The 15,357-nt window shown below is 75.5% G+C and carries 13 protein-coding genes; 6 read left to right on the forward strand and 7 right to left on the reverse strand.

The features are described 5' to 3' along the window. Positions 1-137 precede the first annotated feature (137 nt). Positions 138-833, reverse strand: coding sequence for a hypothetical protein (locus HKK73_RS00945; protein ID WP_043656286.1), 696 nt, complete (start codon positions 831-833; stop codon positions 138-140). Positions 834-1,030: 197 nt separating this feature from the next. Here HKK73_RS00945 and HKK73_RS00950 point away from each other — a divergent pair, with 197 nt between their 5' ends. Next, positions 1,031-1,450, forward strand: a complete 420-nt coding sequence (locus tag HKK73_RS00950) for a phage holin family protein (RefSeq protein ID WP_021483470.1) — start codon at positions 1,031-1,033, stop codon at positions 1,448-1,450. Between the two features lie 15 nt (positions 1,451-1,465). Here the strand turns inward: HKK73_RS00950 and HKK73_RS00955 are convergent, their stop codons facing one another. Beyond that, positions 1,466-2,797 carry an ion channel protein gene (locus HKK73_RS00955; protein WP_216608030.1) on the reverse strand — a complete coding sequence of 444 codons (1,332 nt, stop codon included), beginning with the start codon at positions 2,795-2,797 and terminating at the stop codon, positions 1,466-1,468. Positions 2,798-2,976: 179 nt separating this feature from the next. Between HKK73_RS00955 and HKK73_RS00960 the strand changes: the two genes are divergently transcribed. Then, positions 2,977-3,474 (forward strand): DUF1269 domain-containing protein, encoded by a 498-nt coding sequence (locus HKK73_RS00960; RefSeq protein ID WP_061268380.1) that lies wholly within the window; start codon positions 2,977-2,979, stop codon positions 3,472-3,474. A 128-nt stretch (positions 3,475-3,602) separates the two neighbouring features. Here the strand turns inward: HKK73_RS00960 and HKK73_RS00965 are convergent, their stop codons facing one another. Beyond that, entirely contained in the window at positions 3,603-4,892 is a 1,290-nt protein-coding gene (locus HKK73_RS00965) for an AI-2E family transporter (RefSeq protein ID WP_253705730.1), read from the reverse strand. 136 nt (positions 4,893-5,028) lie between these two features. Between HKK73_RS00965 and HKK73_RS00970 the strand changes: the two genes are divergently transcribed. Both HKK73_RS00970 and HKK73_RS00975 read left to right on the forward strand, forming a co-directional pair. Then, positions 5,029-5,436, forward strand: coding sequence for a hypothetical protein (locus HKK73_RS00970; protein WP_051028277.1), 408 nt, complete (start codon positions 5,029-5,031; stop codon positions 5,434-5,436). A gap of 51 nt (positions 5,437-5,487) precedes the next feature. Beyond that, positions 5,488-5,970 (forward strand): DUF1269 domain-containing protein, encoded by a 483-nt coding sequence (locus tag HKK73_RS00975; protein WP_034655964.1) that lies wholly within the window; start codon positions 5,488-5,490, stop codon positions 5,968-5,970. 11 nt (positions 5,971-5,981) lie between these two features. On the opposite strand, the gene HKK73_RS00980 is transcribed toward HKK73_RS00975, so the two are convergent. Further along, entirely contained in the window at positions 5,982-7,079 is a 1,098-nt protein-coding gene (locus tag HKK73_RS00980; protein WP_108048230.1) for a sigma-70 family RNA polymerase sigma factor, read from the reverse strand. 142 nt (positions 7,080-7,221) lie between these two features. Further along, positions 7,222-9,396, reverse strand: a complete 2,175-nt coding sequence (locus HKK73_RS00985) for a SpoIIE family protein phosphatase (protein WP_171467231.1) — start codon at positions 9,394-9,396, stop codon at positions 7,222-7,224. Positions 9,397-9,561: 165 nt separating this feature from the next. On the opposite strand from HKK73_RS00985, the gene HKK73_RS00990 reads away from it, so the two are divergent. Further along, positions 9,562-10,245: a SigE family RNA polymerase sigma factor gene (locus HKK73_RS00990; RefSeq protein ID WP_253705733.1), complete on the forward strand. Its 684-nt coding sequence runs from the start codon at positions 9,562-9,564 to the stop codon at positions 10,243-10,245. After that, on the forward strand, positions 10,242-11,435 hold the full coding sequence (locus HKK73_RS00995) for a hypothetical protein (RefSeq protein ID WP_137279962.1): 1,194 nt from the start codon (positions 10,242-10,244) through the stop codon (positions 11,433-11,435). The genes HKK73_RS00990 and HKK73_RS00995 overlap by 4 nt, the downstream gene beginning before the upstream one ends. Before the next feature lie 57 nt (positions 11,436-11,492). Here HKK73_RS00995 and HKK73_RS01000 read toward each other — a convergent pair whose 3' ends face one another. Together HKK73_RS01000 and HKK73_RS19335 are read right to left on the reverse strand one after the other, a co-directional pair. Further along, the gene (locus HKK73_RS01000; protein WP_171467232.1) at positions 11,493-12,284 is read right to left on the reverse strand and encodes a 2,3-bisphosphoglycerate-dependent phosphoglycerate mutase; all 792 of its coding nucleotides are present in this window, start codon (positions 12,282-12,284) and stop codon (positions 11,493-11,495) included. Positions 12,285-12,287: 3 nt separating this feature from the next. Next, entirely contained in the window at positions 12,288-15,233 is a 2,946-nt protein-coding gene (locus tag HKK73_RS19335) for a helix-turn-helix transcriptional regulator (RefSeq protein WP_277394946.1), read from the reverse strand. Between the last annotated feature and the right edge of the window lie 124 nt (positions 15,234-15,357).

Below are 15,357 nucleotides of genomic sequence, written 5' to 3' on the forward strand. Positions count from 1 at the left end.
GAAGGGCCCGGGCGGGAGATCACCCGGCCGCGGACGACGGCGAGATCGGCGGTCCTGTGCGGGATCGGCGGTCCAGACCGCCGATCCCGACCGGACCCGCCGATCTCGACGCGCGTCGCCGATCTCGCGCGTCGCGCTCAGCGCCGGTCCCCGAGGGCGAAGCCGAGCGCGGTGACGAGGAGCCAGATCGGGCCGATGAACCCCGCCATGTACTGCAGCGGCGACACGCCCGTGAGGAGAGCGAGCCCGCCGAGCACGAACCCGACGACGCCGAGCCAGCGCGGCGCGGCCGCGTGCCGCAGCGCCGCGACGCCGAGCGCGACGCCCGCGACGCCCGCCCCGACCCACAGCCACGGGATCGTCGCGACCCAGTCGCTGTAGAACGCGCCCGACTCCGGGACGATGAGCGCCGTGTCGCCGAGGCCGAACAGGAACTGCGTGTCGAGCCCCGAGCCGAGCAGCCCGGCGACGGAGACGAGCACGAGGCCCCAGCCCGCGACCGTCGGGAGGATCGACCCGGCGGGCGCCTGCCCGTCGAGCCGCCGCTTGAGCCCGGCGGCGAAGACGAGCACGAGCAGCGCGCACGCGATCGTCGCGGTGTGGAACACGACCTGCGTGCCCGTGCGGCCGGAGAGGTCGGCGACGATCGCCTCCGCGTCGCCCGCGGTCTCCTCCCAGTTGATGCCGAGCGCCATCGAGGACTGGATCGAGACGAGGCCGAGGACGCCGGCGACGACCCCGGTCCAGGCCCACGCGCGGGGCGTCGTGCCGCGGGTGCGGCGGGGCGTGCCGTCGGCGACCACCGACGGCGTGGTGAGCGAGCTGTCCTGCATGGGACGACCTTCCGTTCGAGGCCGCCTCCCGCGGCCGGGGCCCGTCACGCGGTGCGACGGCCTCCGCAGCGTCGGCCGGGCGGCGTCCCGGTCCCCAGGGGCAGGTGTCCCGACCTCCCGGGCAGGTCGCACGGGGCCGAGGCTCCCGCGCCGCACCAGCGGTTGCGGAACCTCCCGCGCGGCGGGACGGTTGCGGCATGATCCGGTTCCTGCTGAGCTTCGCGATCAACGTGGTCCTCGCCGCCGTGGGCCTCCTCGTCGCCGCGAACGTCTTCGACGGCGTCACGGTGCACGCCTCCGGGTTCACGGTCGCCGTCCTCGTGTTCGCGGTGGCCCAGGGGGTGCTCGCGCCCTTCGTGTTCAACGTCGCGCGCAAGTACGCGTCCGCGGTGCTCGGCGGCATCGGCCTCGTGTCGACGTTCCTCGCGCTGTGGATCGCGACGCTCGTGGGCGACGGCCTGGAGATCTCCGGGGCCTCCACGTGGATCGGGGTGACGGTCGTCGTCTGGCTGATCAGCGCGCTCGGCGGCTGGCTCCTCGGGTGGCTCGTCCTCACCCGCTGGTGGGACCGCCGCCAGGAGGACAAGCGCATCCGCGAGGCGACGGCGCGCGGCTGACGACGCCGACGGCGCTCACCGCGCCCTGCGGTCGCCGTCCCCGGTCGTCGTCAGGTCGGCCACCGCGGCGAGCACGGGGAACTCCGGGGTGCCCGGGGGGACGTCCACGCGCAGGGGGCGCATCGAGCGGGCGACGAGCCACAGCGGGAGGACGGCCACGCAGAGCACCGGGAGCAGGTGGACGTCGCCGACCGTCACGGCCGCCATGAAGAGGGCGAGCCAGCCGTCGCGCGCCACGACGAGGACGGCGCCGAGGACGGCGGCGGAGACGGCGATGGCGGGAGGCGCGGCGGGGACGAGGGACGACGCCGAGAGGCCCAGGGCGACGCCGATGAACACCGCCGGGAAGATGCGGCCGCCGCGGAACCCGGCCGCCGCCGCGACGACGAGCGCCGCGACCTTGACGACCGCCATGAGCAGGATCGTGGACCAGGCGTACGTGTCGGCCTGCTGCGCGAGCTCCTTCATCTCGTCGAGGCCCTTGAACAGCGTGAGCGGCCCGCCGAGGACGCCGAGGAGACCGAGGACGAGACCGCCCGCGCCGAGCGCCAGCACCGGGCTGCGGAGGCGGTGGAAGAGCGTGTGCACGACGGGCAGGGCGGCCACGGCGAGCGCCGTCACGAGGGCCGCGACGGCGCCGATCAGCACGCTGCTCGCGACGTCGCCGAGGGCCGGTCCGGGGTAGTCGGGCAGGTCGACGGAGAACGTCGGGGCCCCGACCGCGGTCATGGTCACGGCCCCCGCACCGGCTGCGGCCAGGGGCGCGAACAGCCGGTCGAACAGGGGGCCGCTCTGTCCGCCGCGCTCCGCGAAGCTCTCCGTGAGGACGAGCGCGGCGGCGACCGGGGTGGCGAACATCGCGCCGATGGTCCCGGCCATCGCGAGCGCCACGGCGCCCGGGACGGGGACGCCGAACCGGGGGCGGCAGAGGAACCACGCGGCGAGCGCGACGTTGAGGGCGATGATCGGGTTCTCGGGCCCGAGGCTCACGCCGCCGGCGAGGCCGAGGACGAGGGCGAGCGCGAGGCCGGGCAGGGCGCGCAGGGGGAGCGGCTCGGAGACCAGCTCGGTCGTCGCGGGGTCGACGCCCGCGTGCCCCGGTGCCCACCGGACCGTGGCGCCCACGAGCAGCCCGGTGACGGTGAGCACGAGGACGGTCCACCACGTCCGCGTGCTCGCGACCCCCCACGCCTCCGGCAGCCGGTCCCACACGAGGTGCTGGATCCACGTCGCGAGCTCGGAGAGCGCGAGGAGCGTCAGGGCGCTGACGATCCCGACGACGAGGGCCGGCACCACGGAGCGCAGGAGGCGACCCGACGTCGTCCCGGTAGCCGGCGCGTCGGACACACGGGAAGAGAACCACGGGGGTGGTCGCACCGCATCCGGAGCCGCGGCACCCCCACCGCGCCGCTGCGCGGCTCCCCGACGCTCGCCGCGCGCGACCCGGGAGGCGGGGATACGTTCGACGCGTCACGGGGCGCGACGGCGCGCCCCCGCCGAACGAACGATCCGGAACGAGGTCTGACGTGGCAACGCTCACCGTGTGGAAGTTCGACACCCCCGAGGGCGCCCAGCGCGCCGAGGACGCGCTCCTCGCCCTCCAGAAGCAGGAGCTCATCCAGGTCCAGGACGCGGCCACCGTGTCCTGGGAGGAGGGCAAGAAGAAGCCGAAGACGCGCCAGGGGAACAACACGACGGCGATCGGCGCGCTCGGCGGCACGTTCTGGGGCCTGCTGTTCGGGCTCCTGTTCTTCGTCCCGCTCCTGGGCGCCGCGATCGGTGCGGCGTCCGGCGCCATCGCCGGCGCGCTCACGGACGTCGGCATCGACGACGACTTCATCGACTCCGTGCGCAGCAAGGTCACGCCGGGCACGTCCGCGCTGTTCGTCCTCACGTCGGGCGCCGTCGTCGACCGCGTGCACGAGGCGCTCCAGGCCGAGGGCATTCACGGCGAGCTCATCCAGACGAACCTCTCCGCCGACGAGGAGGCCAAGCTCCGCGCGGCCTTCGACGAGAACGCCTGAGCGGTCCAGGACCCGCGGCGAGGCCGCACGGGTGAGGTGCCCGACGGCGGTGCGTGACGCCGTCGGGCACCTCGCCCGCCGTCCGGTTCGCCGCTCGGACCGCCATCGGTCCGGTGCGACGCCGGCCGCTAGTCGATGCCCTCGGCGCGCCGCTCGTCGACCGTGCGCTCGGCCTCGAGGTTCGCCTCGCGGTTGCGGCGTCGGCGGCGGGCGGTGCGCCCGTCGTCGTCCTTGGTCTTCCCGTCGCCCTTGCCGTCCCCCTTGCCCCGGCCCGGGCCGTGGCCCTCGGCGTCCGGGTCGTGGAGCATGTGCGACTCGATGAGCTCGTGCCGCTGGAGGTAGGTGTTCCCGACAGCCTGGATCGTCGCGGCGATGGGCAGGGCGAGGAACGCGCCCAGCGCGCCGAACACCGCACCGAACGCGAGCACGACGACGAAGCTCACCGCCGGGTTCATCTCCAGCGCCCGGGCGGAGACCTTGGGCGAGAAGTACAGGTTCTCGAGTTGCTGGTACCCGATGATGAACGCGAGCACGCCCAGGGCCTGCGGCAGCCCCTGCGACGTGAGCGCGACGGCGACGGGCAGCGCGCCGCCGATGTACGTGCCGATCGTGGGGACGAACTGCGAGACGACGCCCGTGAACACCGCGAGCGGCAGGGCGTAGGGCGTCTGGAGGATCAGCAGGAAGACGAACGTGAAGACGCTCGACAGCGCGGCGAGCACGATGCGCGAGTTGATGAAGTCCGACACCTTGACCTGGGTGATCTCCCAGAGGCGCAGCACCTCCTCCTGCCGGTTCGGCGTGAGCCAGCGGCACACGGCCGCCCGGAACCGCGGTCCCGCCGCGAGGAGGTAGTAGGTGACGAGGAGGATCGTCAGGCTCGCGAAGACGCCGCCGACGATCGTGGTCGTCACGACGATCGCGCCGGACGCGACGTCGTCGCCGAAGTCGTTGATGACCTGCTTGAGGAGGTCGTCGGAGTCCGGGATGACGACGTCGAAGCGGTCCGCGACGAAGTCCTGGACGCTCGCGTACAGGGCGGGGATCGACTGGACGAGCTGCCCGAGCTGCTGGACGAACAGGTTCCCGAACAGGGCGAGCACGACGAGGATCCCGACGAGCGACCCCAGGAGCGCCACGGCGGCGGCCGCGCCCCGGCGCCAACCGTGCCGCACGAGCCACACGACGATCGGCTCGAGCGCGAGCGCGACGAAGAACGCGATGAGGATGTTGACGCCCAGCGCCTTCAGCTGGCCGAGGGCGTACCAGGCGAAGACGCCGACGAACACCGCGACGACGGCCATCGCGAGCGCGCGCGGCACCCAGCGCGGCGGGCGTCGCGAGTCGTGCTGGACGGGGCGTGTGCCGGCGTCCGGGACGCCCGACCACGGGTCGTCGGTGGAGGGCGGCGTCGTCATGGCCACGAACCTAGCGGGGCGGCCGGGCAGCGGTCCCGGGACGCGCCGACCTTCCGGATGCCGAACCGTGCGGCCGGTGCCACGATCGATCCGCACGCTCGTCCGGTCGAGGCTCCACGGTTCTCAGGAGGATGGCATGGCACGCTCGTCACAGGTGACGGCATGGGTCGGCTGGGTCTGGTTCGCCGGCATCGTGCTCGTCACGATCGGCTTCTTCAACGCCATCAGCGGCCTGGTCGCCGTGTTCTCCCCGAACAGCCTCGTCGGCGTCTCCGACGCGGGCATCGTCGTCCTCGACGTGTCGACGTGGGGCTGGATCCACCTCGTCATCGGGGTGCTGCTCGTCCTCACCGGCTTCGCGCTGCTGTCCGGCAAGGGCTGGGCGCGCATGGTCGCGATCGTGCTCGTCGTCATCAACGCGATCGCACAGTTCACGACCCTGCAGGTCACGCCGTGGTGGTCGCTCGTCACCATCGTGCTCGACGTCTTCGTCCTGTGGGCGCTCGTCGTGCACGGCGACGAGGCCGAGCGCGCCGCACGCTGAACGTGCGGGGCGCGGGCCGGCGACCGATCGGCTGAGAGAACGGAGAGAACGATGGCCACCTTCACCGTCTGGAAGTTCGACTCCCCCGAGGGCGCGGACGCGGCGTCCCGGATCCTGCACGACTCGGCGTCCGAGCACGCCGTCAAGATCGTCGACACCGCCGTCGTGTCGTGGCCGGAGGGCGCGGCCAAGCCGACGACGCGCCACGGCCACCAGGACGAGTGGCGCGGCACGGGTTGGGGCGCCTTCTGGGGCCTGCTGCTCGGGTCGCTGTTCCTGGTACCCGTGCTCGGTGCCGCGGCCGGGGCGGCGATCGGCGCGTCGACGAAGGCGATGGAGGCCGTGGGGATCGACAAGGACCAGCTCGACCGCATCCGCGAGGGCGTGACGCCCGGGACGTCGGCGCTGTTCGTCGTCACCGAGGACGGCGACCTCGACCGCGTCGGCGAGCGGTTCCACGGGGTCCACGGCACGCTCGTCGCGACGAACCTCACCGACGCCGAGCGGAGCACGCTCCTCGAGACATTCGGCTGACCCGCGGCACCTCAGTCGTCCAGGCGCTCCGGGAGCCCGAACAGCGGAAACCACGAGGCCGTGTCGAGGAACGCGTTGATGGCCGTGACGCGGCCGCCCTCCGTCTCGACGACCTGGAGCGCCCACGGCTCGTGACCGCCGCCCGCCGCGCGGCGGTACTGGCCGAACCCGAACGTGCCGTTGACCGCGACCGGGACCATGCGCGAGCCCTCGCACTCGTGACCCGGGCCCGTCATCCACGCGACGATGTCCGCCTGGCCGCGCATCCACAGCGGGTACGGCGGCATCGACAGCGTCGCGTCCTCGTGCAGGATCGCGACCAGCGCGTCCATGTCGTAGCGCTCGAACGCGTCGAGGTAGCGCTCGAGCAGGAGCTTCTCCTCGTCGCCGAGGCCCGCGTTCGCCGCGACCGGCGCGGCGGATCCCGTCTCGTCGCCCAGCCCTGAGCTGTCCCAGTGCGCGCGCGCCGCGAGCGTGGCGCGGGCGCGCTGCAGCGCGCTGTTCACCGACGCCACCGTCGTGTCGAGGAGCTCCGCGACCTCGCTCGCCTGCCAGCGCAGCACCTCGCGCAGCAGCAGCACCGCGCGCTGCCGCGGCGGCAGGAACTGGAGGGCCGCGACGAACGCGAGGCGGATGCTCTCGCGCCCCACCGCCACCTGCGCCGGGTCGCCGTCGTGCGGCAGCACCCGGTCGTCGGGGACGGGCTCGACCCACGTCTCCTCCGGCAGCACCTGGCCCAGGTTCTCCAGCTCCGGGGCCTGCGGGCCGCCCAGGCCCATCGGGCGCTCGCGCCGCTTGCGCGCGCCGAGCGCGTCGAAGCACACGTTCGTCGCGATGCGGTAGAGCCACGAGCGCAGGGCCGAGCGGCCCTCGAAGCGGTCGTAGGACCGCCACGCGCGCAGGAACGTCTCCTGCACGGCGTCGTCGGCCTCGAACGACGACCCGAGCATGCGGTAGCAGTAGCCCGTGAGCTCGCGCCGGTGGCCGTCGAGGACGGCGTCCAGGTGCTCGCGGTCGGGCAGCGGGGCGGGGGCGGGCGTAGGGGCGGTGCCAGTGGCGGTCGCGGTGGCGTCGCCGCGCAGGGTCGCAGGGGTGGCGAGGTCGGTCATGGTGCTGCCTCTCAGGACTCGGTCGTCTCGACGTGCACGAGGGGTCACGGGATCGCGCGCGGTGCCCGGGGGGAGTGGCCCACCTCACACACGCTACCGCCGCCCTCCGACACCGCACAGGGGCACCGGACGACCGTCCGGCTCAGTCGTCGAGGTCGAGCTCGAACCACACGGTCTTGGCCGCGTGGCCGTCGGCCGCGCCGCCGTCGGCCGCGTCGTCGTGGAGGTCGACGCCCCAGCGCGACGCGCACCGCTCGAGGAACTGCACGCCCCGGCCGCCCGTCTCCTCCGGCCGCGGCGAGCGCAGCCTCGGCAGCGCCGTCGACCCGTCCTCGACGCCGACCCGCACCACCCGGTGCCCGACCTCGAGCTCCGCCCGGACCGGCGTCGTGCCGTGCTGCACCGCGTTCGTGAGGATCTCGCTCGTCAGGAGCATCGCGACGCGGCGCACCGCGGGCGACACGTCGCAGCTCTCGAGCACGTCGTCGACCCACCGCCGCGCGGGGCCGATCGCCGCCGACGTGTGCTCGACCGGCCGCGTCAGCACGGACGGGCGCCCGGGCGCCGGTGCCCGCGAGACCGTGTGCCGCACGCGCAGGGCGAGGACCGCGACGTCGTCCCGCTGGTCGGCGACCAGGCGGCGGACGAGCGCGTCCGGGAGGGCCGACGTCGCGGTGCCCGCGTGCTCGCCGAGGACGGCCCGCAGGCCGGCGAGGCGCTTGGCGAAGGACGTGCCGCGGCGCTCGACGAGGCCGTCGGTGTAGAGGAGCAGCGTGTCGCCCGGCGCGAGGCGCGTGCGGTGGTCGTGCCGCGACGTGCTCGGCAGCACCCCCAGCATGAGGTCGGGCGCGGACTCGAGCGGGTCGACCGTCCCGTCGGCGCGCAGCACGAGCGGTGGGGGGTGCCCGGCGTTCGACCACGTGAGGTCGAACCCCTGCGGGGTGCGGTCGAGCCGCACGACGACGGCCGTCGCGCTGGAGTGCAGCGCGAGCCCGCGGTTCGCCCGGTCGAGCAGCCGCAGCAGCACGGCGGGCGGCTCGTCCTGGCACCAGGCGAACGTCCGCAGCATCGACCGGAGCTGTCCCATCTGCGCTGCGGCACGCATGTCGTGCCCGGTGACGTCGCCGATCATGAGCACGCACGCGTCGTCGTCGAGCACCACCGCGTCGTACCAGTCGCCGCCGACCTGGTCCGTGCGGGTCGCGGACGCGTACGTCGCCGCGAGCTCCGCACCCCGCACCGGCGGCAGCTCGGTGAGCATCGCGGCCTGGAGGGTCGCCGCGACGCGGTGGCGCTCCTCGAGCAGCCGGACGCGCTCGACCGCGTGCGCGACGTACGAGGCGATCGTCGTCTCCGTCTTTACGGCGTCGTCGTCGAACTCGCGGACCGTGTCCCACGCGAGCGCCACGACGCCCAGGAGGCGGTCGTCCGCGAGGACGGGCACGAACGAGCGCGCCTCGACCGTGTCGGGCGCGATGAGCGACGCGGCCTCGGGGAACCGCTCGCCGTACTGCACGTGGTCACGGAAGAACAAGGGCTCGCGCGTCCGTGCCGCGGTCGACGCGGCGCGGTCCGCGTCCACGCGCATGCGGCGGAACGACGCCGGGACCCCCGGCTCCAGGTGGTCCAGCGTCGTGAACTCGAGGCGGGTTCCGCCGCCGTCGAGCAGCGCGAGCCCGGCGTAGCGCGCGCCGATGGCCGCCCCGACGGCGGCCAGCCGCTCGGCGACGTCGCGGACGGACGTCGCGGCGGCGAACGACTCGGACAGCTCCAGGAGCAGGCGCGACCGCTTGTTCGCCGCGAGCGCGACACGCTGCATGCGCCTCGCGCGGGCCCGCGCCAGGCGCAGCCGGAGCTCGGACGTGCACGCGGACGCCAGGTCCGCGAGCGTCGCCAGCTCGTCGTCCGACCAGGTGCGGGGGCGCGGGTCGAACGCGCACAGCGACCCGACCGCACGGCCCTGCGGGTCGAAGATCGGGAAGCCCGCGTAGGCGACCACGCCGATGTCGTCGACGGCCCGCAGCGTGGCCAGGTGCGGGACGGTGCGCGCGTCCTCGACCACGAGCGGGCGCGCCTCGTTCGCCACGAACTGGCAGAACGTGTGGTTACGCGGGGTCCGGCGCGCCGACTGGTACGGCTCGGGCAGACCGTGCGCGCCGGGCAGCACCGCCTCGTCGTCGAGGACCAGCGTGACGAGCGCCGACGACACCCCGAGCTGCCGGTGCACGAGCCGCGCGAAGCGGTCGAACGACTCGTCCGACGCCGGCTCGGCGAGCCCCGCCTGGACGAGCTCGTGGATCGCCTGGGCGTCGGTCATGGTCCAGTATCACCGGGACGAGCCTGGTCAAACAGCGCAACCCGCCCCACCCGGCGCGGCGTCGGGGGTGAAATCGGACAGAAGGGAACGTCGCGTGCGGGTGCTGCGTGTTCCGCTCGTGAGACGACGACACGACGGCGGCCGCTCCCCGAGCGGGGCGGCACGGTGAGCGCGCGGGACCGCCCGAGGCGGTACGAGCTCGTGCTCGAGCAGGGGGACGGGGTGCGGGAGGACGAGGAGCGCGGGCCTGACGACGGGTGGCCGCCCGAGGTGCTGCTCGAGGTCGACGTGGTCGCCCGCCGCACGCGCGACGAGGAGTTCACCGCGTTCATGCGTGAGGCCCGCGACCCGCTGCACCGCATGGCGTACCTCCTGTGCGGGGACCGGCACCGCGCGGAGGAGCTCACGCAGCACGCCCTGGAGCGCACCTACCGCGCGTGGTCGCGCGCGGCGCAGCGCGACCCGCTCGCCTACGCGCGCCGCGTCCTGGCGAACCTGCGGATCGACACGTGGCGCCGCACCCGGCGCGAGGTGCTCGCCGGGCCGGACGAGCTCTCGTCCGCCGAGCGAGCGGCCCGTCCGGTGGCGCGCGACGGCGGAGCGGGCACGGCCCCGGTCGACGACCGGGACGCCGTCGTGCGCGCGCTGCTCGCGCTCCCGGTCCGGCAGCGGCGGGTCGTCGTGCTGCGCCACCTGCTCGACCTCAGCGAGAACGAGGTCGCGGCCGAGCTCGGCATGCCCGTCGGCACCGTGAAGTCGACGGCGTCGCGCGGCCTCGCCCGGCTCCGCACCCTCCTCGGCGCCCTCGACGAGAGCGCCCCGACGACCAGCGGAAGGACCGCCCGATGAGCCGCGAGACCGGTTCGACCCCCGCCCCGCCCGACGACGACTTCCTCGCGCGGCTGCGACGCACGGCCGACGACGCCGTCCCGCCCTCCACGCTCGACCTCGACGTGGTCCTGCGGTCGAGCCGGCGCGGTGCGCAGCGGCGTCGGTCCCTCGCGGGGGTCGCGGGCGTCGTCGCGCTGGGGCTCGTCGGGACGGGCGTCGTCACGGCGGGCGGCCCCGGCGGCGTGCGCGAGCTCGCGCGCGAGGTCGTCACCGGCTCCCCGGGCTACGAGGTGCTCGTCGCCGAGCCGACCACGGTCGACGTCGCGCCCGGCGTCGTCGCCGTCGCCGAGCCCGCGACGTACCTGCGCGACGACGGCACGTACGTCCTCGACCTCGGCCTCGGCGCGTGGCGCGACGGCGAGCGGTTCCTCGTCGAGTACGACCCGGTACCGGCGGCCAGCGAGAACCCGCGCGGCCTGCGTGTTCTCGCGGGCGACGACGACGACCTCGCCGCCCTGCGCCGGGGCGACGACGCAGGGACCCTCGTGCACGACGGCTTCGAGCACCTGGTGCTGCTCCAGCGCGCCGGCGGGGAGGACGGGCTCGTGCTGAGCGTGCAGTCGTCCAGCACCTCGGCCGGGTCGGACCCGTCGTGGGAGCGCGACCGCCATCAGACGTGGGTAGCCGTGGCCGGGGAGGCACCGGGCGGCACCGGCCCGACGTTCCGGCTCCCCGACGCCTGGGCGGGCGGGTTGTTCCTCAACGCCGCGCTCCTCGGGCCGGAGGCGGGACGGGTGACGGACGTCCGCGGCGTCCTGTCCTCCACGACGTACTCGGACGGCAACAACTACACGCTGGTGACCTGCGGCGAGCCGCTGAGCGACCCGGACCGGGACCCGGGCTGCCGGTCCTCGTACGACCCGCGGACACGGGAGGTCGCGCCTGTCGAGACGCCGCCCTCCGTCCTCGACCGGTCGGTCCTCGACCGCCTCCTCCCGCTCGTGCCCGGGCCTCGGGACGAGCCAGAGACCGCGCTCCGCGCCTGTCTCGCCGCGCGGGAGGCCGAGCCGGACGTGCTGCCGAGCCACTGGGACATCGACCCGGGTGGCGTGGACGGGGACGCCTGGCGACAGTGCCACCTCGACGTGTCTCTGGTCTCGTCGGCGCGCTCCGCGGAGCAGGCCGCCGAGCGCGCGGCGGGACCGTGATCGGCGCGCGGGCGCGGGCACGCTCCCGGCCGGTGCGCCGCGGTGGACGTGGACCCGTCAGGTGCCCCCGCGGGCCCGGAGGTCCGTGACGGCGTGCTCGGCGCCCTGCGCGTCGAGGTAGGTGCCGCCGCGGACCTCGGGGACGAGCGCGGCGTCGGGCGCGGCCGTGAAGCGGTGGACCAGCGGGTGCCCGGTGGGCACGTCGAGGTCCTGGACCTCCTCGGGCGTGAGGTCGTCGACGAGCACGGACAGGGCGCGCAGCGAGTTGCCGTGCCCGACGACGAGCACCGCCTCGCCGTGCAGGAGCCGCGCGCGGGTGGCGGCCCAGAAGGGGCGCAGGCGCTCGACGACGTCCGCGAGGGACTCGGCGTCCGGCCGCAGGGTGGCGCGCGCGGCGTCGGGCAGGCGCAGGAGCGTGTCGTCGACGAGGGCGCGAGCCGGGTCGTCGTCGGCGAGCGGCGGCGGCCGGTGCAGGTACGACCGGCGGTAGCGCCAGTAGGCGGCCTCGCCGTAGTCGCGGCGGACGACGTCGCGCAGCTTGTCGGTGAACGCGCCGTAGTGCCGCTCGACGAGCCGCCACTCGACCGCGAGCGGCGGGGGCCCGGGCAGGGCCTCGGCCACGACGGCGGCCGTCGCGGACGCGCGCACGAGCGGCGAGGTCACGACGCGCCGCGGGGCGAGCGCGGGCTCGCGCGCGACGGCGTCCGCGAGGAGCCGCGCCGCGCGGCGTGCCTCGGCGACCCCGACGTCGGAGAGCGGCACGTCGAGCAGCCCGGTGAAGCGGTCGCCCGCGTTGAACGTGCTCTGCCCGTGCCGCACGAGCACGAGCGCCCCGGGTGACGGGCCCACGCGTCAGACCTCGAGCAGGCCGCGCTGGTGCGCGAGCGAGACGGCCTCGGCGCGCCCCGACGCCCCGAGCTTGGCGAGGACGTTCGAGACGTGCACGCTCACGGTCTTCCCGGAGATGAACAGGCGCTCGCCGATCTGCCGGTTGGTCAGGCCCTGCGCGACGAGCAGCAGGACCTCCTCCTCGCGCTCGGTGAGGACGGCCGTCGTGGACCGGCGGACGCCGGGCAGGTCCAGGCGACCGCGCCGCCCGAGCGCGCGGACCGCCTCGGCGAGCGGCGCCGCGCCCATGGCCTCGGCCTCCTCGAGCGCCTGCGCCGCCTCGATCTCGGCGGCGTTGCGGTCGCCCGCCCCGAGCAGGGCCTGGGCCCACCGGAACCGGGACCGCGCGACCTCGTACCGGTAGCCGTAGTCGAAGAGGCGCGTCGTCTCCTCCCACAGCGCGGGGTCGTCCGTGCCGGTGAGGCGGGAGTGCTCCGCCGCCGCGCGCGCGAGCCACGCGCGGCCCTCCGGCCCGAGCCGCCCCCCGCGGGGGCGGCCGCGCTCGGCGGTCGTGCGGGCGGCGTCGAGCAGCTCGGCCCCGCGGGCGACGAGCTCGCGGACCGTGGCGGCCCCGGCCGCGCCCTGGAGGCGGGCGGCGTCCGCGGCGTCGGCGAGGGCGGCGAGCGCGAGGGCGGAGATCCAGATGCGGCCCAGGAAGTAGTCGCTCCACGTGCGGCCCAGGTGGTCGACGAGCTCGACGGCGAGCGCCACCGCCTCGTCGCGTCGCCCGGCCCACGTGAGGGCGTCGATCGAGCACCCGCCCGAGATGAGCGCGATCTGCCCGTCCCGGAACCAGTCGCGCCGCAGCGCCGTGCCCCGCGCGATCGCGTCCGCGTCGCCGCGCGCGACGGCGGCGTAGAGCTGGACGCACGAGAGCTGCGGCGCGGAGCCCTCGGGCATGGTCTCGCCCGCGGTGTCCGTGGGGGTGAGGTCGCCGAGCACGTACCGGACGAGGTCGCGGAACAGGCGCAGCTCGACGCCGTACGCGCTCCACCCGAGGCCGGTCGCCCGCGCGCGGTCGAGGCCGTCCTCCGTGACCTGGAGGGCCTCGTCGATGCGGCCCGCGTAGTAGCGGTTCGCGGCGATGTTGTACCAGCAGCGCAGCTCGGTGAGGATGTCGCCCGCCTCGACCGCGCGCTCGCGGGCCTGGGCCAGCAGCACCGCGGCGCGGTCGTCGTCCGCGACCTCGAGGATCGCCATCGTGGTCAGCACGTCGGCCTCCACGTCGGGCGCGTCGAGGCGGTGCGCGACGTCGATCGCCTCCGCCGCGACCTCGGCGGCGAGCTCGTCGAGGTCGGCGTTCATCGCGGCGCGCGCCCGCATGGCCAGCGTCCACGCGCGGTCGAGCGACGGCGGCTCGACGGGCAGGACGGCGAGCGCCGCCTCGGTGTGCGCGAGGGTCTCCTCGACCTCCTCCGTGCCGAGCAGGTACCGGGACAGCACGTGCCGCAGCGACGCCTGCCGCATCGGGTCGTCGGCGGTGCCCTCGACGACGCGTCGTGCGAGCGCGACGGCGCGGTCCGGCTCGCCCGCGCGGCTCGCGGCCCCGGCGGCGGCGAGCGCGACGGTGACGCGGTCTTCGCCGAGGAGGGTCGCGGCGTCGGGCACGGCCTGCCACAGCGCGAGCACCTGCTCGAGGTGCCGGAGCTCCTCCGCGGGCGCGAGCACGCGCGCCGCCTTGCGCGCCGCGGCGCGCGACGCGGTGAGCGCGGCCGGGAGGTCGTGCGCGGCGAGCGCGTGGTGGGCCCGCAGGGCGGGGGAGCCGAGCGCCGGGTCGTCGTCGAGCGCCGCGAGGTACGCGCGGTGCACGCCGACGCGCTCGCCCGGGAGCAGGTCGGACGCGACCGCCTCGGCGAGCAGCGCGTGCCGGAACACGACCGTGTCGCGCGCGCCGTCGCCCTCGACCGCGAGCACGTGGTGCGCGATGGCCTCGCGCAGCGCGGCGTCGAACGGACGCCCGGACGAGCGGTCCGCGGGCTCGCCCGCGTCGGTGTCCCGCGCCAGCGCGGCCCGCAGGAGCGGCTCGCTCACCTGACGTCCCGAGACCGACGCGACGCGCACGAGGTGCTGGACGGCCGGGTCGAGCCCCTCCAGACGGGCGCGCAGCACGTCCGCGAGCGACCACGGCAGCTCGTCGCCCAGGCCCGACTCGACGAGCTCCTCCGCGAAGTAGGCGTTCCCCTCGGAGCGCGTGCGCACGGACTCGAACGCCGCGGGCGGCAGCGGGCTGCCGGCGAGCGCCGTCGTGAACTCCCGCAGCTCGCGCTCGGTGAAGGGCGAGAGCTGCACGTGCTCGACGCGCGGGTGGCGCAGCAGCTCCGCGAGCACCGGGCGCAGGGGGTGGCGGCGGTGCAGGTCGTCCGCGCGGTAGCTCGCGACGACGAGGACGTGCTCCGCGCGCAGGCGTGCGACGACGAAGCGCAGGACGTCGCGGCTCGACGGGTCCGCCCAGTGCAGGTCCTCGACGACGAGCACGAGCGGCGCCTCGGGCGTCCCGGACGCCGCGATCGCGGCGGCGACGCTCTCGAAGAGCTGGAGGCGCTCGCCCTGGCTCTGCTCGTCGTCGGCCGGGGTGCCGGCGTCGAGCAGGCGTGCGAGCGCGGGACGGGCCGCGACCGTCTCGTCGACGGCGGGGTGCTGGGCGCGCAGGGTCGTGAGCGCCTCGGAGAAGGGGAGGTAGGGGAGGCCGACCTCGCCGAGGTCGACGCAGTGGCTCCACACCACCGTCGCGCCCGTCCCGGCGGCGAGCTCCGCCGCGCGCGTCAGGAGGCGTGTCTTGCCCACCCCCGCGTCCGCACCGACGAGCACCACGCCCGGCTCGCCGCGGCGCGCGCGCTCGACCGCCGCGGCGAGCACGTCGAGCTCGGCCGCGCGGGCCACGAAGGGCGCGCGCGTGGAGGGTCGGGGCACGGTCCCCATCCTCGCAGCGGGCACCGACACGTGACCAGCCGATTGGCCGCCCCCGGCCGGTCGGGACTCCTCGCCGGACACGACGACGCCGCCGGCGAGAGGTGCCTCGTCGGCGGCGTCGGGC

Origin of the sequence: Cellulosimicrobium sp. 72-3, assembly GCF_013127315.1 — a bacterium.
GTDB classification, from domain to species: Bacteria; Actinomycetota; Actinomycetes; order Actinomycetales; family Cellulomonadaceae; genus Cellulosimicrobium; species Cellulosimicrobium funkei.

Coding starts and splice junctions, on each gene's coding strand:
- HKK73_RS00985 (WP_171467231.1), bottom strand. CDS start 9,396: ATGACCGACGCCCAGGCGATCCACGAGCTCGTCCAGGCGGGGCTCGCC.
- HKK73_RS00975 (WP_034655964.1), top strand. CDS start 5,488: ATGGCCACCTTCACCGTCTGGAAGTTCGACTCCCCCGAGGGCGCGGAC.
- HKK73_RS00970 (WP_051028277.1), top strand. CDS start 5,029: ATGGCACGCTCGTCACAGGTGACGGCATGGGTCGGCTGGGTCTGGTTC.
- HKK73_RS00965 (WP_253705730.1), bottom strand. CDS start 4,892: ATGACGACGCCGCCCTCCACCGACGACCCGTGGTCGGGCGTCCCGGAC.
- HKK73_RS00945 (WP_043656286.1), bottom strand. CDS start 833: ATGCAGGACAGCTCGCTCACCACGCCGTCGGTGGTCGCCGACGGCACG.
- HKK73_RS00995 (WP_137279962.1), top strand. CDS start 10,242: ATGAGCCGCGAGACCGGTTCGACCCCCGCCCCGCCCGACGACGACTTC.
- HKK73_RS00980 (WP_108048230.1), bottom strand. CDS start 7,079: ATGACCGACCTCGCCACCCCTGCGACCCTGCGCGGCGACGCCACCGCG.
- HKK73_RS00950 (WP_021483470.1), top strand. CDS start 1,031: ATGATCCGGTTCCTGCTGAGCTTCGCGATCAACGTGGTCCTCGCCGCC.